Genomic DNA, 21743 nt, shown 5'->3' with positions numbered 1-21743 from the left:
TATCGATGTAAAAATATTTAATTGAAAGTGAAATCTAATATAGCAAAAATAGAATTTAAACTAACGTTTAAACTGTGTAACAACAATTTCATTATTCAACTGGTTTTCTTGTAGCTCATAGACTCTATAAGCTAACTTCGACAGTTGTGCTTCTAATAACTTCCTAGCTTTAATAGCATTATCACGTTCAAGGCGATACTTCTCTTTCAATTTTCTCTCTCTTATCAGTGCTGCTTTTAACCCATCCATTTCAGATAGTGGTGTTCCAACATCCAAACCTGTCACAATCGACTTATCACGATTTAGATTGTATTCATCTATCAATGGTTTCGCCTGAGCCAAAAACTTAGGGAATTTATGAATATAGCTATTACCTAGCTTCGCCTCGTTATTAACCTTGTTTAGTGTGAGTTTGCCGGTAGCTTTTACATAACGCGGCTGCCCTTTAAGTAAACGTTCTAGTGCCTCATTTAAACGTGATTCAGTAAGGATTAAGCTTCTAGTCATGTAGCACCTCAACTTTGTCTCTAAATTGCTCAAACTCCACTTGATGCAATTTCAATGTGTTTTCAATGTAGAGTATTTTTTCTTTGTAACCCGCTAAAATACGTGTGTAAACAATATCATCCATACGCTTAATATCACGAAATGCCTTTATTAATCGGTTTCGTTGCTTCGCCATAATCTTTGCCATTTTCTGTGTAATTACTTGATGGTCACAGGGCTTACTTTCAGCAACAAAAGACTCAATAGCACAAAGGCGTTCACAGTCTGTATTTGTACAATATCCACCTGTTGGCAAAATAACGATAGATAGTGAATTGTTTTTGACTAAAGTGCTGATTTCATCTCGACTCATGATAATTTTTTCACCACGTGCAAGCGCGTCCTCTTTCTCGCTTTTTATAAGCTCACCAGCACCGCCAGATAGGGTTATACTCTGATTATAAATATCATCAAATGCATCAATCGCAAGTTCTTGAAGCTCATTTTCAACCATAAAAAATAGACTTTCATCCATCAATATACCCTCCATTTGTGCAACTTCTGCATAATTTGCATACCATCCTGACATATTGATATTTTTATGCTTATATTGGTATTTTAATGTTTGAAGGTTGCCAAGCTTGTTTCGTACCATAAATACAGCAAAAGACCGTCGTAGATCGTGTAAAGATAGCTTAGGTAATTTTCCTCCAACTTTAAGTTGGTTGTCCCAACTCGGATTTAGAAGGTTAAATTCTCGAATATCCTCTTCTTCAACTACAAGATTAACACTTGCTAACGTCAAGCCTTTATCAGATGAAATATTATAATTTTGGAGTACTTTATTATAAGTACGCAACCTCATATCAACGCTAATGAAAGACGATTCAAGCACTTTAAGACTAACTTGGTATTTATCTTGAGTAAGTAGATTATTATCTAAGGCTGATACTAAGGTAATCCCATGGATATCTCTTGCATACTGTGTCATATCAAACGCCAACTCTAGAGCCTTTTTCGCTAATGGGTGTGAAACCCAACTTGCCGTAATAGGTACACCTTCATTGCCTTTGGAGGTTTTACCTTGTAATACAGGTACGCCCTTAATTAATTGATAACTAAAAGAATTCATCGAAAGTAATTCGGATTTTCTTGCACCTGAAAATAAGCCTACAGCTATTAAACAGTCAATTAATATGTTATTCACCCACTTTCCACTAAGCTTAACCTCAAAGTTAGTGATGGTATGACTGATCTTTTTGGCTCTTCTTCTAAATCGTTTTCCAAATAATCTTTCTTCATGCTCACTAAATCTATCAACACCAAGGCGAATCAGCTCGCTAGATCTATAATTATCTCGTAATTTAATCGCATGCGTCATAGCATTAGAAATATCATAACGCTGTGGATAATAGGTATCTATTGTCTTTATCACCCTCTCCAAGAGTTGCGCATGAATAGATGGAGGCAGTGCGATATGCTGTTTTTCTTCCCATTCACTTGCGAGATTGTTAAAGTCTTTATGTTCAACATATCGATCGACTAATCCTGCTTCATAAAGTGCATTCACAGTATTTGCAGTAATTGAAAGCGTTGCTTTTGAATACTTTCCTCTTAAGCCATCTGTAACATCTCTCCATTCTTTGCCATTTGATAATAATTCAAAGTTGGACTGCCCCCATGCTTTACATAATCGATGAAGTACAGTCACCCACCTCTCAATCTGACTCACAGCAACATGGTTCGCGTTATTGCTAATTTTTTTATAATTTAAAAGAGCATAAGTGTAACTCTGGACATTACTTCGATGCTGTGCAGGAATTGCCATGAAATGTACCAATTTAGTATTTTCCTTTTGAGCAGTAAAATCCCAAAATTGATCATATACTCTCGAGACACCACTCCCCTTACTATCAAAGGAAATGTGTGGGTTATCTTTCAAGTAAAATGCTACATTATTATTCACGTTAGACATTAAAAACCTCTAAGGCGTCTGTTAACCCTCGGAGATTAATAAATAAAGGGTGCGGTCCATTAGACTCAAACCTAGTCTCTGCTTTTTCATATGAGTCAGGTGCTTTTTCTTTTAATCGTGCCAGAGTACGGTTAAGTATTTCTTCTATTTCATATAACTTTGATTTTGGTATAGAATTCTGAGAAGGAATTATTTTCATATCAAATACTTGTTCACGAAATGACAACATTATCCAAATATCAAGTTCCGATGCTATAAGAACATGATTATCGCAATCAAAGCAGGATAAAAAACTGGTGCATTTTATTTCGTTTTTAGGGACGTCAATATCAAGGTTTTTAATTTTTCTTTTAACTTGCAACATCACATTTTCATCTCCCATACAACGTACACCACTTGGTGTAATGGTACTTGCTGTCATCTTATTACGCTTTAACCTTTCTCTATAATCATAATCAAACAAAATATCTGAATTTAAAATTTTAGCCTTTTTGATTGCCTCATCAACCTTCATTCCTTTAGCTATATTGAATTGAGCTTGCATGGAAACAGTTAAGCTACGGTCATGGTCACTCTTAACTCCTGCAGAGTAAGACGCTTTTACTACGTCTATTGTGTTATTCAATCCTTGTGATACAAGGTACATACTTTCGGTTGTGCGCATTAAAACATCAGACTTGGTCTTACGAAATCGCGTAGCGTTAAGGTAAACAGGTAAAAGTTTACCTATTAAATTATTGATTGCACCTGACTCTGATTTTTTATGTGTAAAATCGCAAAGCTTTAAGTTAGTATCAATATAATACAAAAAGGGCATATCATCGACATTATCTATACCTAGGAAGCTATACACGATTTTAGAAGCTTCTAGCCACTCTTCTATAAGAACCTTTGTGTACTTTGAAAACCCTAAGCTATTATCCACTTCCTTATTTCTCGCGCGTGCTTTCATACTTTTAAAAATATATTTTCCCGTACCTATACTTTTGAAAGCTACATCTCTTCGCTTCATGCTTTGTATTACTTCTGCATTCATACCTGTCATCATGAAAAATAAATGGAGTGCACAGCGAGACGTCTGATTGAATAAAACGATGCGTTTTAACTCATCAATCCCTAGTAATGACTTTTCACGAGCTAATACAGAAGGCTGCATAGCTAGCTTAAACGCTCGTTTTTTAGCGCCTAGAGTCTGCCCATCCCATCTATTAGTCTCTGCCATTTTTCTTAAAAGATTTTCATCAAAAAACGGATGTACAATAGGAAGCGTATTTCCTTTTATATGCGCAATAAGAGCTTTATAACCTCGAATTAGTATCTTAGAGATAGGTTTTAGTTCAGTTTCAATATGAAACGCTATTTGATTTCCACTAGGCTCATTCCTTGTCACCGATGTTAGCTTTAAAGCGTGTTGTGTTCGCCCCATTAATTTAAGAAAGTAAACCAATGCACTTCGAACCTTGCTAGCGTTACTTGGTGTTACCCCTTCAAGCTTTAACTTGTTGAAATGCTTGATGCAACCATTCATTGAGTCATTGTTAAATGGAATAAGATTCGTTTTATATTCATCAAGATATTTAAAATAAGTTACGATGCCCGTACGTAGATTTTGAAAGGCTGTACTATCACATAAACTACCAGAATGGGGCATTAACCTATAAAGCTCTCGAACTACACTTTCTCGATGGGCTTTCACTAGATTGTTAGAATCTTTAAAATAATTTTTTCCCCTACCGCTACAGATAAGGGTTGGAACGCCACGATACTTAAGGCGCTTCATATGAAACCTACAGCCCTCTCGATTGGTGAGTACCATATTTTCAATAGATAAAGGTTCCACTTTAGCGTGGTTTTGAGTTCTCACGACTTTAGAAACTTTACGTTTACGCCCAACCAAATTAAAGTTCCTCTGCTAAAGTTTGCACTATATTTTTAATATCATCAAAAACACCGAGATAGTCTAATGCATCCTCATAGATTTCATCAGCGTTTGGGACATCTTCCGCTATTTTCAAATATTCTAAAGTGGTCTTGTAATTTTCATGACCAAGTAAAGATGAAACAATTGATAATGCCTCATCGCAAGACATTTTTTGTAATAATATTCTAAACATATTAACAGCGAAAGTAGATCGTAAGTTGTGGATAGAGCCAACCATATTATGTGTCAATTTTCCACTTTTGTTAACCGTATTACGGACTTCAACCCAACGTCCTGTAAAATCAGAAGGTCGGCTCATAAGCGGCACACCATTTAGAGAAATAAAAAGGTACTTCTTATCAGGATTAATTGCATCGTCACCTTCGAATACAGCTTCATTACCCAATTCAATTTGCTTCGCGCAGTACGCTTTAAATTTTGCTAAACGTTTTTTATAACGTTCTGATTGCGTATACTCATAAAGTTGATTCATGAGCACTGATGGAATTACTGTTTGACGCGACTTATTTCCAACTCCTTTTGTTTTAGTCAATGAGCCATATTGACCTCCAATACCAATACGGAGCACAGGTTTAACAAATTGTTCTTTACCATCGCGTATTACTGATTGAGGTTTTACAATTTGATCTAAATGTAAACTTGCCATTTCTTCCCTACGCATACCAGTGTAACGACAAATCATAAACCCGAGACAATATTCATTTGCAATTGACTGCATTTTCATTTCACTGTGTACGTTCCTAATGACTCGTTTAGTCTTAGTCAGTATATTTTGAACAAGTAACCACTCCTGGTCTAAAAATGGCTTTAAATCTCTACGATAGCAGTTTAAAGCGATACCTTCATTGCGAGAAGATTTAGAGAAATTAAGACGTAGGTCTGTCGTGTGAATATCTTTTCTCATATAAGCATTCATGTTCGCTCCACCAGCTTTGAAATGTAGGGTAACAACTTCATGCTCAAATGGTGGATTGTTAAATTGAAAACCTTGGCGCAGATGAAACTTATAAAAATTAACTACACCTGACATATAGGCTTTAGCCGTTGATCTAGCCATACGGTCAGATTCATCTTCTTGATTAAGAACTAGATCTTTTAATGATTCACGATATTGGTAGGTGAGCTTGTCTATCTTACGTTTCGGGAAAGAGTTCCACTGTGGCCGAGGTTCGTCATACAGCTCATTAAACGTATCTTCATCATATTCATCATCCCAAGCTTCTTGATGTGCAATGATGAAAGTAAAATAATGTCCTAATGCCCGAGATAATTGTCCTGATTCCAACTTGAAATTATCTAAATGATGTGAGAGTAGAAATTTATTAACACAACCTAAAGGTTCAATACTTATTAGTTCACCTTTATTGTCATACCCAACCAGATTAAGTAGTGTCACTTTCTTAATCACAGTTCCTTTTTCATTACCTTTATTAGTTATTTGAATCTCACCATTGCTATCAACAGAGCAAAGTGGCCGTTTATAGGTATAAGGACTTATAGTTGATAGTTCAACCTTAAATTTAACCATTATGAAAACACACTTTATTGATAAATTAGCTCGTATTTAATGATAACTAATATTCTCAACTTTTAAAGTTGATTTTTATTTATTCTTATATTTTATGCACTAGTACACTGCTGCGGCATTAAGGGTACCAAAAAATAATCGCTCAAATGTTAATACCCGATGCTGATTATCTAAAAAAAGCACAGCAAATATTTCTCGAGTTTCTAAGCGCAACTCACTGAGTAAGTAATCACGTGTCGCTTGTGAAGAAGTTAATGAACAATCTATGTCTTTAATATTCTCTGCTAAATAACGTTTAGACATTTCTAAACAGGCTTGTAATTGCACATACTTTGCCATTCCGAGTCCATGCCTTGCACAGAAATCTTCTTGGCTTGCCGCAAATATTGCACCAAGACTACCGAAGCTCTTCAATAGTTGCCTAGCAAGATCAACCACATTGCAACCTCTAACTCCTGTGCGAAGAAATATAGCCAACAACTCAGCATCACTTAAGCTTGATGAACCTAAACTGACTAGTTTCTCTCGTGGCCTTTCCATTTCAGGCCAATTTTTTAAGGCGTTTTGATTTAAAGGCGATTCATTTAACGCTGATTCCTTGAACCTTGATTCTTTTAACATAAGTGCATCCTTGCTTTACATTTTTGTATTTATTCTCACTTGTAAATCTTGATTATTTAACAACTCTTATTTCTAACTAAAGGCAATAAATGTTATCTTATTAACCATATTGTTTACTTTAATATTAGCAGCTTATGCAAATTCTTCAGGACAAAAAAATAGTACTGGGTATTACAGGTGGTATCGCTGCCTACAAAACACCAGAATTAGTGCGTCGACTTAAAGATCATGGTGCGGATATACGCGTGGTTATGACCGAAGGTGCTAAAGCCTTTATTACGCCATTAACGCTTCAAGCAGTGTCGGGCAACCATGTTTCTGATAGCTTATTAGATAGCCAAGCCGAACTCGCCATGGGCCATATTGAGTTGGCTAAATGGGCTGATTTAATTATTATCGCTCCAGCCACTGCGGATATTATTGCTCGTATTACCGCAGGTATGGCTAATGATTTACTCTCAACATTATGCTTAGCAACCAGTGCGCCAATTGCTATTGCCCCGGCAATGAATCAGCAAATGTGGCATGCCAAAGCAACACAAGTTAACATCAGCACATTAAAGCAGTGGGGATTCCATCTTTGGGGCCCTGGTGCTGGCGAACAGGCTTGTGGTGATATAGGTTTAGGCCGCATGTTAGATGTTAATGAATTAGTTACTCTTAGCAGCGATTTTTTTGTCGACAAGTATTTGCAAGACCAACATTGGGTGATTACCGCTGGACCAACACGTGAGGCGATAGATCCGGTGCGTTATATATCGAATCATAGCTCAGGAAAAATGGGCTATGCCATTGCTCATGCCGCATTACGTGCTGGCGCTCAGGTGACGTTAATTTCTGGTCCCGTAAATATACCTGCTCCCGCAGGTTGTGAGCTGATCCAAGTGACTAGTGCCGAACAAATGCATCAACAAGCGCTAATTTATGTTCCGCAAGCTACTACCTTTGTCGCCTGCGCAGCAGTAGCTGATTATCGAGTTGCTGATATTGCCGATGAGAAAATCAAAAAAGATAGCGAACACATGCAAATTTCGCTCATCAAGAACCATGATATTGTTGCTGATGTAGCAAATTTAGCCAATAAACCTTTTATCGTTGGCTTTGCGGCAGAAACACAAAACGTTGAACACTATGCACGCGGCAAACTAATGCGTAAAAACTTAGATTTAATCGCTGCGAATGATGTTGCTAAAGCAGGACAAGGTTTTAATAGTGATGATAATGCTTTAACCCTCTATAGTGCTATTGATAAAATTGAAATTCCTCTAGCTAATAAGCAGATCGTTGCTAAACAGCTAGTTTCATTAATCAATCAACATTATTTAGCCAAAAACGCCAAGAAATAAGGTAATTAAATTTACCTTTAGAACAAGTTGATACATAAGCTTGATGGATAGAACAATCACAGTAGAGAATATTTTTATATGGTCGCCACACAAAATAAGAACCTGAAGCCAAACCGTAAACACCAAATATTAGAATCCTTAGCGTTAATGTTACAAAACTGTCCTGGGCAGCGTATCACTACCGCAAAGTTAGCTGCTGAAGTTGGTTTTTCAGAAGCGGCTCTGTATCGTCATTTCCCATCAAAAGCACGTATGTTTGAAGGCTTAATCGACTTTATCGAAGAGTCTATTTTTTCACGAATCAATTTGATTCTTGCGGACCATAAAGAAGCGTTAGTACGTTGCCATCACATATTGCATGTTTTAGTCGTTTTTGCTGAGCGCAACCCTGGAATGTGCCGAATATTAGCAGGTGATGCACTAATGGGAGAGAATGAGCGGTTACGCGGCAGAGTTCATCAGTTTTTTGAAAAACTAGAGTCTCAATTTAAGCAAGTATTAAGAGAACGAAAACTACGTGAAGGTAAAACATTTACCATTAATGAAGCAGCTTTAGCTAGCCTATTAGTCTCGTTCGCTGAAGGTAAAATCAGTCAATACGTTCGATCCGGCTACAGTAAAAAGCCAAGTACTGACTTTAATGAGCAATGGCAATTTTTAATGGCCAACAAGTAATAATACCAATTTGATTAAATTTATTCCCTACTCAGAGATACATTAGCGAGCTTAGAACAAGAAAAATTTGTTGAACATAGTTATTCTATATTCAATTAATTTTACGCCGTTATCAGTTTGCTAATGAGCTTCCAAAGGACGAGTTTAAAAAGGCTTATATGTTGCGTTATTGGTTTTGACAAGGACGCTGCATGGATGCAGTTTATTAGAGAATGCAGGAGCATATTCTCCTGAATTACCATTATCTTCAATCAATGCCTTACTTTTCAGCCTTTTAATTCTCGCTGAGTGGGAAATAACTTAATCAACTTGGTATAACACTGTCATCAGCTAACGATCGGCAGCGATCATTTACAAAGTGCCTCCAATTGAACTAGCTCAAACACTCTGACATATGCATCTTGATTAGTAACAGGTATATACTGTTGATAGTAACAAAAACTACAATTTCTTGAGGAAACCTATGAGTACTCTCTCACAGTTAAAACCTGCCAGCTTATGGCAATTATTTGAAAAAATTTGCAGTATTCCACACCCGTCTAAACATGAGCAAAAGATATCCTTGTGGATCCAAGATTGGGCGAAAGAACTGGGCCTAGCCATTAAAGAAGATGCTGTTGGCAATTTATTTATTAAAAAACCAGCAACCGCTGGCATGGAAGACCGTAAGGGCATTATTTTACAAGCACATATGGATATGGTGCCACAGAAAAACAATGACACTGACCATGACTTTATAACCGACCCAATTAAACCTTATGTCATTGGTTCTGGGGATTGGGTAACGGCTGAAGGAACGACATTAGGTGCAGATAATGGTGTTGGCTTAGCCTCCGCATTAGCAATTTTAGCCAGTGATGATATTCCACATGGACCGTTAGAAGTACTAGTAACTATTGATGAAGAAGCCGGAATGACTGGCGCTTTTGGCCTAGAAGCTGGCTGGCTTGATGGTGATATCTTAATCAACACCGATTCAGAACAAGAAGGTGAGGTTTACATGGGCTGTGCTGGTGGTATTGATGGTAATGCTACTTTCGCACTAACATTAGAAGATGTTCCTAGTAATTACCAAGCTTTTAACTTATCTATCTCTGGCCTAAAAGGTGGGCATTCTGGTGTCGATATTCATACTGGGCGTGCAAACGCTAACAAGTTATTAGTACGATTTTTATTAAGTGCTAGCATTGATTTTGATATCAGCCTTACTGAGCTAAATGGTGGCAGTTTACGTAATGCTATCCCTAGAGAAGCTAATGCTAGTTTTGTTGTTGCAAAAGATAAAGTCGAGGCGTTAAAGGTCGCCTTAGCAGATTACCTCTCAACTATTAGTGCTAATTTAGGTGCAATTGAAACTGATATCGATATGTTATTAATTTCACCTGAAGACTTTGAGCACTGTTGGACAAAAGCCACACAAGCTTCAATTCTACGTGCGCTGAATGCTTGTCCTAATGGCGTCATTCGAATGAGTGATGATATTGAAGGCATTGTAGAAACATCACTAAACCTAGGCGTAATTCATACTCGTGGCAGCAAGCTTAATGCCATGGTATTAATACGCAGCTTGCATGACGATGGCCGCTTGGAAACTCAACGAATGGTGCAATCTGTTTTTGAACTTGCCGGTGCTAATGTTGTTTTCTCAGGCGCTTATCCTGGTTGGAAACCTAATACAGATTCAGCCATCATGCAGACTGTTAGAGATACATACGAAAGCATATTTAATAAAGTGCCTGCGGTAATGGTAATTCATGCAGGCTTAGAATGTGGCTTATTCAAAACAGCGTATCCACATTGGGATATGGTTTCTATTGGACCAACGATTAAGTTCCCCCATTCGCCAGACGAAAAAATTGAAATTGCGACTGTTGAGCAATATTGGCAATTATTAGTGGCTGTATTAGCTAATATCCCAAAAAAATAAAATACCACTAAATTAGAAACTTTTAGTTTAGGCTATCAGTTTCTAATGTTGAGGCGACCCTCTTATTTTCTAGTTAATTTGGCTTAACGAAGCAATTTACGGGCTCTTTTTAGCACTATATTTTACTTAGCATTAATCAATAACTCTCACAAAAATACTGTTACTGTTCTCCCCATATCAAAATATCATTCCAAGCGTGCTAGTACAGCTCTAATATCCTCATTTCGCTTCATTAAGCATATTAAAATAATTTTTTGATACCTTTATGTATTTCAAAAAAATACTGCCCTATAAGCTCATTTAGAATGATTTTACTATTTCAACATGGAGTAACTACGTAGTAAGAAGTAGCAAGTATTCGGCCGATACTATGCTCCTAATAATGCTGCTTTAAATTGAATAAATTTTAAGACTTAAAGATCAACAATTCTAAGCGTTATTAACGGTACAGAAGTTAATAAGAAGTATTACCCTATTATCCTTTAGCACCCTATACTAACTATTCACAACTATGCTTTGTTATTAAAATTATTTCCGTTAGAATGGATTAATCACTCCTTAGGATACTTGTTATGATTCAGCCAGAAAAAATAATAATAGCTGACGATCATCCCTTATTTAGACAAGCTTTATTAGGGACATTAAAAGCTAAGCTAACTTATACGGTGTGGCTTGAAGCGCAAACAATTGAAGAGCTTGAGCAACAACTTACTAACAATAATGATAGTGACTTGCTGTTACTAGATTTAAATATTCCTGGCGCCCATGGCTTTAATACCCTAATCCATGTACGTAATCATTTTCCTCAAATTCCTGTTGTTATCGTATCCGCTCATGAAGATCATGACACCATAAGCAAAGCAATGTCTTATGGTGCTGCTGGTTTTGTACCAAAATCAACGCCTGTTGATGACATTTATTCAGCTATTGTTGCGGTGTTATCAGGAGATACCTGGTTACCTGCTTCTTTTGAGCAAAAACAAAGAGATAATAGTGATGGGGACATTGCTGAACGTGTTGCCAGTTTAACTCAGCAGCAATATCGTATATTAATGATGTTCGCTCAAGGCATGTTAAACAAACAAATTGCTTATGATTTAAATGTATCTGAGGCAACAATTAAAGCACATGCTACCGCTATTTTTAGAAAATTAGACGTTCGTAATCGCACGCAAGCCGTTATTGCGATCGCCCAACTTAGTTTAACTGAAACTGGGTTTAAACAGGGTTAATAGATTTAATAGATTTACGTAATTTATTTCATAAGAGTTACTCTTACAAATATTATAATTTAGATATAAAAAAAGCACGACAATGACAACTCATTGACGTGCTTTTTTATTGAATTTTTCTGTTAAATGAAAGCAAATGCATCTGCATACATATGCTCTAACAATGCGCCATGCTCAACGAAGTCACTACGAATAGCACCGACCATATCAAAACGCCCTGCTAAATAAATATCATAGGGTTCAAAACCGACAATATCATGCATAGCGGCTTGATGAACTAAGCCTGTTTTGCCTTGCCAAGGATTTTCGTTACTCTCTTTAATATTCTCAATAACTGGAATAAAATTGGCATGAGGAAGTTTGGCAATAGTAGCAATAGTTTTTTCAAGCTCATACACAGCGCTTTCTTCACGTAATCCCCAATAAACCATGATGTGACGCTGCGACTTTTGCTCTGCTAAATACTCAAACATCGATTTGATATAAGAAAATCCAGTACCACCCGCAAGTAGTAATAACGGTCGTTCACTCTCAGTGCGTAATTGCGCATGACCTAAAGGAATTTCAATTGTTACCTTCTCACCACTCGCATGGCTAGCCTTAATACACTCAATCACCTGCATAGGATAACTATCGGCAGCAAAAGCACCTATTTGCAATTCAATTAACTCACTATTTGGTGAGCTAGCAATTGAAAACGGACGTTTATCCTCATCACTCATAATAAAGTTCAAATATTGACCAGCAATAAAATCAATCTTTTCATCAGGTTTTAATAGTACTTTATACACATGAGGCGTTAACGATGATAACGACTGTATTTGACAACTAACTGTTTTCATTTTTTAACCTTTTCTACTTTATTGGTGATTTCTCGTCAGCAAACTAATTTATTGTGCCAAGAGGTAATAAGCTAAAATTGCTAGTGTAATTAATTATATACCTGTTACCAAACAAAATGCAGGATTTCAGTGATATTTGAGATAGCTCGATCACTCTAAAACTGTATTTTGATGATGACAGGTATCATCAGCAATCTTTATATTAGAGCTATAAAATATCTAATTCATCCCAAAGTTCATCAACTTGGTTTTTTATTTCCTGCGTCATCTCAATGGGTTCGCCCCACTCACGATTTGTTTCACCAGGCCATTTGTTGGTTGCATCCATGCCCATTTTAGAACCTAAACCAGACACAGGTGATGCAAAATCAAGATAATCAATTGGGGTGTTTTCTATCAAAACAGTATCACGACTCGGATCCATGCGTGTGGTCATTGCCCATATCACATCTTCCCAGTCTCTGGCATTTATATCATCGTCACATACTATCACAAACTTGGTGTACATGAATTGTCGTAAAAACGACCATACGCCCATCATTACGCGCTTGGCATGACCCGCATATTGCTTTTTAATCGTCACGACAGCTAGACGATAAGAGCAACCTTCTGGCGGTAAATAGAAGTCTTGAATTTCAGGAAATTGCTTTTGTAGAATAGGAACAAATACTTCATTAAGGGCAACACCTAAAATTGCTGGTTCATCAGGCGGTCTGCCGGTATAGGTGCTGTGATAAATAGCATCCTTTCGCATAGTGATATGAGTTACTGTCATAACAGGAAAGTTATCTACTTCATTGTAATAACCAGTATGATCACCATAAGGTCCCTCTGGTGCCATTTCTTCAGGATCTAAATACCCTTCCAAAATAATCTCTGCTGTGGCAGGAACTTCTAAGTCATTACTTATTGATTTAGCCACTTCAGTTTTGGCTCCACGTAATAAACCCGCAAAAGCATATTCAGAAAGCGTATCTGGTACCGGTGTTACTGCGCCTAAAATAGTGGCAGGATCTGCACCTAAAGCAACGGAAACAGGGTATTTTTCACCTGGATTTTCTTTTTTAAATTCTTGAAAATCAAGGGCACCGCCACGATGTGATAACCAACGCATAATGACTTTATTTTTACTAAGCACTTGTTGACGATAAATACCGAGATTTTGGCGCTCTTTATGTGGACCTCTCGTAACAGTCAGTCCCCAAGTTATTAGCGGCGCTACATCGCCAGGCCAACAACTTTGTATCGGCATTTTGGTCAAATCGACGTCATCACCTGAAAGCACAATTTGCTGACATAACGGTTTTTTAATCACTTTCACCGGCATATTCAATACTTGCTTATACACAGGTATTTTACCTAAAGCATCACGAAAACCTTTTGGTGGTTCAGGCTCTTTTAACATAGCTAATAACTTGCCAACATCACGTAAAGCACCAACATCCTTTTGCCCCATAGCTAAAGCAACTCTGTCAGGGGTACCAAAAAGGTTGGTTAGGACTGGCATATCGTATGGTTCGCCACTTTCACTGACTGCATTTTCAAAAAGTAATGCCGGTCCTTTTGCTCTCAGTGTTCTGTCACTGATCTCTGTCATTGCTAAATGAGTAGATATAGGCTGAGTAATTCGTTTAAGTTGGCCTATTTTTTCAAGCTGACTAATAAAGTCTCTTAAATCACTATATTTCATGTAAGTTACCAATTGGAGGTAAGATTAAATAAAAAAACCAGTCATTAGACTGGTTTTCATCAATTAAAGTTATGCAATTAATGTCGCGATTATTTACGCTTCATTGAATCAAAAAACTCATCATTGGTTTTGGTCATTGCAAGTTTGTCGATTAGGAATTCAATCGCACCTATTTCATCCATTTCATGAACGATTTTACGTAAGATCCACATTTTTTGTAATTCATCTGGCTTAGTAATAAGCTCTTCACGACGTGTACCACTACGATTAATGTTAATAGCTGGGAAAACACGCTTTTCAGAAATTTTACGAGACAGGTGTAATTCCATATTACCTGTACCTTTAAATTCTTCGTAGATAACTTCATCCATTTTAGAACCAGTTTCTACAAGTGCTGTTGCGATAATAGTTAAACTACCACCTTCTTCAATGTTACGTGCAGCACCAAAGAAACGCTTTGGACGATGCAGAGCATTAGCATCAACACCACCAGTCAAGATTTTACCTGACGATGGGATTACCGTGTTATAAGCACGTGCTAAACGGGTAATTGAATCAAGTAAAATAACTACGTCTTTTTTGTGTTCAACTAAACGTTTTGCTTTTTCGATTACCATTTCAGCCACTTGTACATGACGACTTGCTGGTTCATCGAACGTTGAAGCAATAACTTCACCTTTCACAAGGCGTTGCATTTCTGTAACTTCTTCTGGACGTTCATCGATCAACAATACCATTAACTCTGCGTCAGGATTATTGTGCGCAATACTTTGAGCAATGTTTTGTAATAATAAAGTTTTACCGGCTTTTGGTGGCGCAACGATTAAACCACGTTGCCCTTTACCAATTGGTGAGGCTAAATCTAAAATACGTGCGGTAATATCTTCTGTTGAACCATTACCACGCGCCAATGAAAAACGATCGGTTGGATGAATAGGCGTTAAGTTTTCAAATAAAATCTTATTACGTGTGTTTTCAGGTCGGTCAAAGTTAACTTCAGTCACTTTTAATAGGGCAAAGTAACGTTCACCTTTTTTAGGAGAGCGAATTTTACCTTGGATGGTGTCACCCGTTCGCATACTAAAACGACGAATTTGGCTTGGTGATACATAAATATCATCAGGGCCAGCTAAGTATGAGGAATCTGCCGAGCGTAAGAAACCAAAACCATCTTGTAAAATCTCTAAAACACCGCCGCCGAAAATATCATTATCGCCTTCCGCATGTGCTTTTAAAATAGCAAAAATTATGTCTTGTTTACGTGTTCTAGCAAGGTTTTCAAGCTTCATTGTCGCAGCAAGGTCAACCAATTCATTAATGGATTTTTCTTTCAGTTCGGTAAGGTTCATAGGGGGTTTCTTAAACAATTTTAAGGGATGGTGCCTTGGGGATTGCCGACACTAGTGTGTTTTCAATATTTTTTATAATGAGAATAGAGATAAAGCGATGTTATTTTGTACTCAGGTGGTAAATTTAGCACTAAAATTTGATTAGGTAAAGCCAGAATAAAAATGTAAGTAAATATTTTATCTGCGAAAACAAAAAGCCTGATAACTTAGTTATCAGTTATCAGGCTTTTATTTATACATTTACAAGTTTTTATCTAAAAACTCTTTTAATTGAGTTTTCGATAGTGCGCCCACTTTAGTGTCAGCAATTTCACCATCTTTAAAAAGTAATAATGTTGGAATACCACGTACACCATATTTAGGTGGTGTCGCTGAGTTTTGATCTATGTTTAATTTACCAACAGTCACTTTGCCATCGTATTCTGTGGCAATATCATCAAGTACTGGGGCAATCATTTTACAAGGACCACACCATTCAGCCCAAAAATCAACTAATACTAAACCCGATGCTTTTAATACATCTGCTTCAAAACTATCATCAGTTAGCTGAACAATTTTATCGCTCATCATATTCTCCGTTTGTTATGGCGAAAACGCCTTTGTGGTAATTATACCGTGATTCACTGCTTTTCCAATACTGTTTTATGTAACATTGGTATTAATTAAGCAGTAATACCCATTCTAATAAGTTAGTTTCCAGCGCAGAGCTATGTCAGGGAAGTTAGAACAAATAAAGTTTGTGTAGATCTAATTATTCTAAATCAAACAAACACATGCCGTTATCTTCAATCAAAGCCTTGCCTCTAAGCCTTTTAATTCTCACTGAGTGTGAAATAACTTAATAGACTTGGTATAAATCTAATTAATTATTTATTAAGCAACTATTTTGCTAACAAAACTGTTAAGCTAGCGCCATGAAAAAAACACACTTAACTGAAACTAAATTCGCTGACCTAAATCTTGCTCCGCAAGTAGTGACCGGATTAGAAGCCATGGGCTTCGATTATTGTACGTCTATTCAGGCGAAATCTTTACCCGTTCTTTTGCAAGGCACTGATTTAGCTGGCCAAGCACAAACTGGTGAAGGTAAAACCATTGCCTTTTTAGCCGCTACTTTTCATCATTTGCTTCAAAAAGAAGCTCCTACTCATAATCAACCACGTGCCTTGATCATGGCTCCTACACGTGAATTAGCAATACAAATTCACCGTGATGCAACTGAAATGGCGAAAAGTACCGGATTACGCCTTGGTGTTGTATATGGGGGCGAAGGTTATGAAAGTCAACGTTTAGAACTAGAAGCTGGTGTTGATATTCTTATCGGTACTTGTGGTCGTTTAATTGATTACATGAAGCAAGGTATTTACAACTTAAAAAATATCGAAGTTATTGTACTTGACGAAGCTGACAGAATGTTTGATTTAGGTTTTATTAAAGATATACGTTATATGTTTGATAAAATGCCTCCTGCAACAGAACGTTTAAGCATGTTGTTCTCTGCAACTTTATCATTCCGTGTTAAAGAGCTTGCCTTTGACCACATGAACGATCCAACCAGCGTAGAAGTAGAACCAGAGCAAAAAACAAATAGCCGTATCAGTGAAGAACTATTTTATCCATCAAACGAAGATAAAATGACTTTACTACAAACACTAATTGAAGAAGATTGGCCAGAAAAGGCAATTGTCTTTGCAAATACTAAACATGTTTGTGAAAAGGTTTTTGATCATCTAAATGCCGATAAAATTCGTGTTGGTTTGTTAACTGGCGATGTGCCACAAAAGAAACGTCTAAAAATATTAGAAGAATTTACTGATGGTACAGTAGATATTCTTGTGGCAACTGATGTTGCTGCACGTGGTTTACACATTCCTAGCGTAACGCATGTTTTTAACTATGATTTACCTGATGACTGCCAAGATTATGTTCACCGTATAGGTCGTACAGGTCGTGCTGGTGAAACTGGTCATGCGATAAGCTTAGCTTGTGAACAATATGTTTTTAATTTACCAGAAATTGAAACCTATATTGGCCATGATCTACCAGTAACAAAGTATGACCATGATGCTTTATTGACTGACCTTCCAAGACCTAAACCTCGTCAACGCCGCCCTAGAACAGGCGCTAACAGACAAGGCGGTCGTGCAAGCCCTAGACAAGGAAACCGTGGTAGTACTCCTAATCGCGGCACTCGTAGCTAACTAGTTAGCTGCACCCTTGGATAAAGTACATTGACTGATATTTTGAGCCAAAATCAAGCCTTACCAAAGACAATACCACAGTATGATGAAAGTCATTATGCTGTGGTCGATTTAGGCTCTAATAGTTTCCACCTCCTTATTACCCAATTAATAACATCACCAACGGGTAAGTCTATAAAAACCGTTAACAAAGTTAAGCAAAAAGTTCGCTTGGCGGCAGGTTTAACTAGTCATAACCTACTCACTGATGAAGCTATAACACGCGGCCTTGATTGCCTTAAAAACTTTGCTTTATACCTCAACAGTATTCCGGTAAATAATACTCTTATTGTCGCAACAGCGGCATTACGCATTGCTAAGAATAATCAGGTGTTTTTTGATGCCGCTAAGAAAATCTTACCCAAAGAAATAAAGTTACTCAGTGGGGAGCAAGAAGCCAAAACAATTTATGCTGGTGTCGCCCATACCTCTATATCAAATATCCAGCAATCTGCTACTAAGCAATTAGTACTCGACATTGGCGGTGCTAGTACCGAGATTATCGTTGGTTTAGGTTGTACTGCGAAAAAAGTGGTTAGTTTAGATATTGGTTGCGTTAGTTTTATTGGCAAGTACTTTACGAATGATCTGCTAAATAAAGAAAACTTCAATCAATGTATTGCTGGTGCTGCAGATATTATTAACACAGTGAAAGCAGAGTTTATTCAACTGGGTTGGCAATCTGCGGTTGGAAGCTCTGGTACTATGCAAGCCATGGCTGAGATACTGATTCAACGTCAGCAAACACCAATTATCACCTTAGAGTTTCTTTATGAAATTCAGCAAACTCTGATCAAGTGTAAAACTATAGATAGTATTGAGATAGCAGGACTAAGAGCTGATCGAAAAGCGATATTAGCTAGCGGTTTAAGCATTTTAATCGCTTTGTTTCAATGTCTGCATATTGAAGCATTATGCCTTTCAAGTGGTGCACTGCGTGAAGGTTTACTCTTTGAATTAGTCCCTGATGCTAAAATTATCTAACAGTAACCCCCTATTACCTTTCGTTATTTCTTTTTATTCACCTTTACTTATCAGCGTTACCTTTAATGAGTGAAGCTCTGAAATACCACAGTGCAATTGGTATTTCAATAACACTGTAACTTAACAAGGTAAACCAAAACCAGTTTAATTCAAACTGTAAGAAATTAAATTCAGCGCCTGTTCCCCAATATTTATTTGCCACAATAAGCACTGCTAAACCAGAGGTTACACAGTCAAATATCGCCACCTTATTACTATTTTTACCTGCTAATTTGGGATACACCCAGACATAAGCAATAACGATAATCACTGCGTTTAGTAGTATTATGCTCCATTCAGCTGACATTAACGCCCTCTTCTGTTGATAATGAAGTAACCCCAGCTTTACAAGCAGCTAAGAGTTCATTGCTAAAGTTTTTATCATCTAAAGCTCTAGATAGAGCCAAGCCGCCAATCATCAATACTGCGCTTTGCAGTGCTTTTTCACGACTGACGGTTAAAGATTGAGCTTGCGCTATAAAAGCTTTCAGCGTCTTGGTATAAGTTTCTTTAACTTGTTTATTTTGTTGGTTAATATCTGAAACCAAAAAAGCTAATGGACATGCTTGTTCATAGTTATTATCTCTATGTTCAGTACTTAAATAGTATTTAGCAAAATCTTTCATATTCTGCGGACAATTTTCAGGTTTACGTTTCGAAGCAACTTTTGCGCCTTTACTTATCGCTTGTGCGTACAAGTCACTTTTCGAATTAAAGTGACTATAAAATGCGCCTCTGGTGAGTTCAGCATTTTTCATCACTTGATTGATCGATATTTTTTCAAAACCATAATGTGTAAAAAGCATTGCAGCACTTTTTAAGATTCTATCTTTTGATTGCTCTTTATGAGTTTCATGCCACGCCATCGAAAGCCTCACTTACCTATTTAATCATAAAAACAGTATTTCATACTTTTAAAATATGTTCTTGAACATATTGTCAATATAGTTAGATTATTAACTAATAGTGTCAATTAGATAATTAAAAGGAAATATATATGACAGTAGATCCAGTACATATTTACGGACCTCGCTTTTCAAATTTTGTTCGTTCCGTCATGCTCGTATGCGAAGAAAAAGAAATTGCTTATACTGTTGGCTTTGAAGTTGATGGTAGCAATATTGCTTTTAAAGGTGAACAGCATCTAAAGTGGCATCCTTTTGGCAAAATACCTGTGTTACTAGAAGGTAAGTTAGCGTTACCTGAAACAGCCAGTATTTGTCGTTACCTTGATGAAGATAAGCAATTACAACCACACCAAAATAGCCAAGTACATGCACAACACGATGCACTTTGCGCGCTTATTTCGATAGACATAGATAAAATATTAGTACGGGATTACTTATTAGAATTTGCTTTTCCCAAAGGAGAAAATAATAGTATCCGCTTTGACGTCGTGAAAGAAGTACAGCCAAAGGCAGCTGCCATTTTTGCTATCATTGAACAAGTGTTACAACAAGAGACAGCGTTAACGTCTAAGGACTTTACTATCGCAGATGCCTTATTAGCACCAATGTTGCATTATATTTCATGCTTACCTACTGGCTTTGATCTGATAACGGACTATCCCAAAGTAGAGCAATATTTAGCTAATGTAATGGCAAGACCATCGTGTCAAAAAGTATTAACCGCTAAGGAATTTTAACGATAAATAATACCTATCGGACTCATTGAGTAATTCAACTGGTATAACCTAAGTATGTGAAAAGGTGAGTTCAAAATTTGCCCATAAAAAAGCGCGATTAAATCGCGCTTTTTTATTCTATTCTTGCGATATAATAAATCGACTAACTACCGATTATTTATCGTGTAAAGTACTTAAGCGTCTTCTTTCAACCAACGCGCAACTTGCTTAGCAAAATAAGTCAAAATTCCATCGGCTCCAGCACGTTTAAATGCTAATAATCCTTCCATTACACATGGTTTCTCAGCTAACCAACCATTTTGTATTGCCGCCATATGCATGGCATATTCACCGCTGACTTGATAAGCGTAGGTCGGTACTTGAAAAGTATCCTTAACACGACGCACTATATCTAAATAAGGCATGCCTGGCTTAACCATGACCATGTCGGCACCTTCAGCGATATCTTGGGCAACTTCATGCATAGCTTCATTACTATTTGCAGGATCCATTTGATAAGTATGCTTATTACCACCTTTAATATTACCAGAAGACCCGACAGCATCACGAAATGGCCCATAGTAATTAGAAGCGTACTTCGCAGAGTAGGCTAATATTTTAGTATTAACAAAGCCATTTTCTTCTAATCCTTCTCTGATAGCACCGACACGTCCATCCATCATATCTGAAGGTGCCACAATATCGGCTCCTGCTTCAGCATGTGATAAAGCCTGCTTTACCAAAATATCTTTAGTGACTTCGTTAACAACATAGCCTGTTTTCCCTGCTTTGTTATCATCACTCTCACTTAAAATACCGTCTTGACCATGTGTGGTAAACGGGTCAAGAGCAACATCAGTGATCACAGCAAGCTGTGGGAATTTAGCTTTAAGTGCACGTACTGCACGTTGCGCTAATCCATCAGGGTTATAAGCTTCTTCCGCCATAAGCGACTTTTTATCACTTGGTGTCACAGGGAAAAGTGCAATAGCCGGAATACCTAAATCAACCAATTCCTGTGCTTCTTCCAAAAGCAGATCAATACTTTTACGTTCGACACCAGGCATTGAAGCTATCGCTTCTCGCTGATTATCGCCTTCAAGCACAAAAACTGGGTATATTAAATCATTGACCGTTAACTGAGATTCAGCCATTAAACGACGAGTATGATCGTCAACGCGCATCCGGCGCATGCGACGAGCAGGATATTGACCAAATGCTGAATTACCATTGTGGGACATAA

19 protein-coding genes are annotated in these 21743 nt (G+C 37.3%); 7 read left to right on the top strand and 12 right to left on the bottom strand.

The genetic code is table 11. The annotated features are described in order from the left end of the window. Positions 1-60 precede the first annotated feature (60 nt). From CXF79_RS06305 to radC, 5 genes are all read right to left on the bottom strand, one after another. Positions 61-507: a hypothetical protein gene (locus tag CXF79_RS06305; protein WP_101154369.1), complete on the bottom strand. Its 447-nt coding sequence runs from the start codon at positions 505-507 to the stop codon at positions 61-63. Then, positions 500-2461 carry a hypothetical protein gene (locus tag CXF79_RS06300; protein ID WP_101154368.1) on the bottom strand — a complete coding sequence of 654 codons (1962 nt, stop codon included), beginning with the start codon at positions 2459-2461 and terminating at the stop codon, positions 500-502. Before CXF79_RS06300 ends, CXF79_RS06305 begins: the two co-directional genes overlap by 8 nt. After that, positions 2454-4358 carry a hypothetical protein gene (locus CXF79_RS06295; protein WP_101154367.1) on the bottom strand — a complete coding sequence of 635 codons (1905 nt, stop codon included), beginning with the start codon at positions 4356-4358 and terminating at the stop codon, positions 2454-2456. The genes CXF79_RS06300 and CXF79_RS06295 overlap by 8 nt, the downstream gene beginning before the upstream one ends. Before the next feature lies 1 nt (position 4359). Then, positions 4360-5931 (bottom strand): site-specific integrase, encoded by a 1572-nt coding sequence (locus CXF79_RS06290; RefSeq protein WP_101154366.1) that lies wholly within the window; start codon positions 5929-5931, stop codon positions 4360-4362. Positions 5932-6030: 99 nt separating this feature from the next. Further along, a complete protein-coding gene (gene radC / locus CXF79_RS06285; protein ID WP_232769094.1) occupies positions 6031-6552 on the bottom strand; it encodes a RadC family protein in 522 nt (173 codons plus the stop codon). 134 nt (positions 6553-6686) lie between these two features. Between radC and coaBC the strand changes: the two genes are divergently transcribed. The 4 genes from coaBC (at position 6687) to CXF79_RS06265 (ending at position 11732) form a co-directional block, all read left to right on the top strand. Beyond that, on the top strand, positions 6687-7898 hold the full coding sequence (coaBC, locus tag CXF79_RS06280; RefSeq protein ID WP_011041057.1) for a bifunctional phosphopantothenoylcysteine decarboxylase/phosphopantothenate--cysteine ligase CoaBC: 1212 nt from the start codon (positions 6687-6689) through the stop codon (positions 7896-7898). 78 nt (positions 7899-7976) lie between these two features. After that, positions 7977-8573 (top strand): nucleoid occlusion factor SlmA, encoded by a 597-nt coding sequence (slmA, locus tag CXF79_RS06275; protein WP_011041056.1) that lies wholly within the window; start codon positions 7977-7979, stop codon positions 8571-8573. Between the two features lie 463 nt (positions 8574-9036). After that, entirely contained in the window at positions 9037-10500 is a 1464-nt protein-coding gene (locus CXF79_RS06270) for an aminoacyl-histidine dipeptidase (protein ID WP_101154365.1), read from the top strand. A gap of 572 nt (positions 10501-11072) precedes the next feature. Continuing rightward, a complete protein-coding gene (locus tag CXF79_RS06265) occupies positions 11073-11732 on the top strand; it encodes a response regulator transcription factor (RefSeq protein ID WP_011041054.1) in 660 nt (219 codons plus the stop codon). A gap of 122 nt (positions 11733-11854) precedes the next feature. Here the strand turns inward: CXF79_RS06265 and fre are convergent, their stop codons facing one another. From fre to trxA, 4 genes are all read right to left on the bottom strand, one after another. Further along, positions 11855-12574, bottom strand: a complete 720-nt coding sequence (fre, locus tag CXF79_RS06260; protein ID WP_101154364.1) for an NAD(P)H-flavin reductase — start codon at positions 12572-12574, stop codon at positions 11855-11857. A gap of 208 nt (positions 12575-12782) precedes the next feature. Beyond that, on the bottom strand, positions 12783-14264 hold the full coding sequence (gene ubiD / locus CXF79_RS06255; RefSeq protein WP_101154363.1) for a 4-hydroxy-3-polyprenylbenzoate decarboxylase: 1482 nt from the start codon (positions 14262-14264) through the stop codon (positions 12783-12785). Positions 14265-14353: 89 nt separating this feature from the next. Beyond that, on the bottom strand, positions 14354-15613 hold the full coding sequence (gene rho / locus CXF79_RS06250) for a transcription termination factor Rho (RefSeq protein ID WP_011041051.1): 1260 nt from the start codon (positions 15611-15613) through the stop codon (positions 14354-14356). A 240-nt stretch (positions 15614-15853) separates the two neighbouring features. Beyond that, the gene (gene trxA / locus CXF79_RS06245; protein WP_011041050.1) at positions 15854-16180 is read right to left on the bottom strand and encodes a thioredoxin TrxA; all 327 of its coding nucleotides are present in this window, start codon (positions 16178-16180) and stop codon (positions 15854-15856) included. Between the two features lie 347 nt (positions 16181-16527). Between trxA and rhlB the strand changes: the two genes are divergently transcribed. Both rhlB and CXF79_RS06235 read left to right on the top strand, forming a co-directional pair. Continuing rightward, complete coding sequence (gene rhlB, locus CXF79_RS06240; protein ID WP_101154362.1) at positions 16528-17814, top strand: ATP-dependent RNA helicase RhlB; 1287 nt, start codon at positions 16528-16530, stop codon at positions 17812-17814. 30 nt (positions 17815-17844) lie between these two features. Continuing rightward, complete coding sequence (locus CXF79_RS06235; protein WP_011041048.1) at positions 17845-18837, top strand: Ppx/GppA phosphatase family protein; 993 nt, start codon at positions 17845-17847, stop codon at positions 18835-18837. 43 nt (positions 18838-18880) lie between these two features. On the opposite strand, the gene CXF79_RS06230 is transcribed toward CXF79_RS06235, so the two are convergent. Both CXF79_RS06230 and CXF79_RS06225 read right to left on the bottom strand, forming a co-directional pair. Further along, complete coding sequence (locus tag CXF79_RS06230) at positions 18881-19183, bottom strand: hypothetical protein (protein WP_011041047.1); 303 nt, start codon at positions 19181-19183, stop codon at positions 18881-18883. After that, entirely contained in the window at positions 19173-19742 is a 570-nt protein-coding gene (locus CXF79_RS06225) for a TetR/AcrR family transcriptional regulator (RefSeq protein ID WP_101154361.1), read from the bottom strand. The genes CXF79_RS06230 and CXF79_RS06225 overlap by 11 nt, the downstream gene beginning before the upstream one ends. 131 nt (positions 19743-19873) lie before the next feature. Here CXF79_RS06225 and CXF79_RS06220 point away from each other — a divergent pair, with 131 nt between their 5' ends. Beyond that, entirely contained in the window at positions 19874-20521 is a 648-nt protein-coding gene (locus CXF79_RS06220) for a glutathione S-transferase family protein (protein ID WP_101154360.1), read from the top strand. 173 nt (positions 20522-20694) lie between these two features. Here the strand turns inward: CXF79_RS06220 and hemB are convergent, their stop codons facing one another. Further along, the gene (hemB, locus tag CXF79_RS06215) at positions 20695-21741 is read right to left on the bottom strand and encodes a porphobilinogen synthase (RefSeq protein WP_011041044.1); all 1047 of its coding nucleotides are present in this window, start codon (positions 21739-21741) and stop codon (positions 20695-20697) included. Positions 21742-21743 lie beyond the last annotated feature (2 nt).

It is taken from the genome of Colwellia sp. Bg11-28 (assembly GCF_002836245.1).
In the GTDB taxonomy this organism is placed as follows: Bacteria; Pseudomonadota; Gammaproteobacteria; order Enterobacterales; family Alteromonadaceae; genus Colwellia; species Colwellia psychrerythraea_A.
The sequence above is the reverse complement of the archived record's forward strand: the minus strand, read 5'-3'. Positions and strand labels throughout refer to the sequence as shown.

What these genes read in the sequence shown, in the direction of transcription:
- CXF79_RS06270 (WP_101154365.1), top strand. Translation starts at nt 9,037, where the DNA reads ATGAGTACTCTCTCACAGTTAAAACCTGCCAGCTTATGGCAATTATTT.
- rhlB (WP_101154362.1), top strand. Translation starts at nt 16,528, where the DNA reads ATGAAAAAAACACACTTAACTGAAACTAAATTCGCTGACCTAAATCTT.
- radC (WP_232769094.1), bottom strand. Translation starts at nt 6,552, where the DNA reads ATGTTAAAAGAATCAAGGTTCAAGGAATCAGCGTTAAATGAATCGCCT.
- CXF79_RS06230 (WP_011041047.1), bottom strand. Translation starts at nt 19,183, where the DNA reads ATGTCAGCTGAATGGAGCATAATACTACTAAACGCAGTGATTATCGTT.
- trxA (WP_011041050.1), bottom strand. Translation starts at nt 16,180, where the DNA reads ATGAGCGATAAAATTGTTCAGCTAACTGATGATAGTTTTGAAGCAGAT.
- slmA (WP_011041056.1), top strand. Translation starts at nt 7,977, where the DNA reads ATGGTCGCCACACAAAATAAGAACCTGAAGCCAAACCGTAAACACCAA.
- rho (WP_011041051.1), bottom strand. Translation starts at nt 15,613, where the DNA reads ATGAACCTTACCGAACTGAAAGAAAAATCCATTAATGAATTGGTTGAC.
- ubiD (WP_101154363.1), bottom strand. Translation starts at nt 14,264, where the DNA reads ATGAAATATAGTGATTTAAGAGACTTTATTAGTCAGCTTGAAAAAATA.
- CXF79_RS06300 (WP_101154368.1), bottom strand. Translation starts at nt 2,461, where the DNA reads ATGTCTAACGTGAATAATAATGTAGCATTTTACTTGAAAGATAACCCA.
- CXF79_RS06265 (WP_011041054.1), top strand. Translation starts at nt 11,073, where the DNA reads ATGATTCAGCCAGAAAAAATAATAATAGCTGACGATCATCCCTTATTT.
- fre (WP_101154364.1), bottom strand. Translation starts at nt 12,574, where the DNA reads ATGAAAACAGTTAGTTGTCAAATACAGTCGTTATCATCGTTAACGCCT.
- CXF79_RS06290 (WP_101154366.1), bottom strand. Translation starts at nt 5,931, where the DNA reads ATGGTTAAATTTAAGGTTGAACTATCAACTATAAGTCCTTATACCTAT.
- CXF79_RS06305 (WP_101154369.1), bottom strand. Translation starts at nt 507, where the DNA reads ATGACTAGAAGCTTAATCCTTACTGAATCACGTTTAAATGAGGCACTA.
- CXF79_RS06225 (WP_101154361.1), bottom strand. Translation starts at nt 19,742, where the DNA reads ATGGCGTGGCATGAAACTCATAAAGAGCAATCAAAAGATAGAATCTTA.
- hemB (WP_011041044.1), bottom strand. Translation starts at nt 21,741, where the DNA reads ATGTCCCACAATGGTAATTCAGCATTTGGTCAATATCCTGCTCGTCGC.
- CXF79_RS06220 (WP_101154360.1), top strand. Translation starts at nt 19,874, where the DNA reads ATGACAGTAGATCCAGTACATATTTACGGACCTCGCTTTTCAAATTTT.
- coaBC (WP_011041057.1), top strand. Translation starts at nt 6,687, where the DNA reads ATGCAAATTCTTCAGGACAAAAAAATAGTACTGGGTATTACAGGTGGT.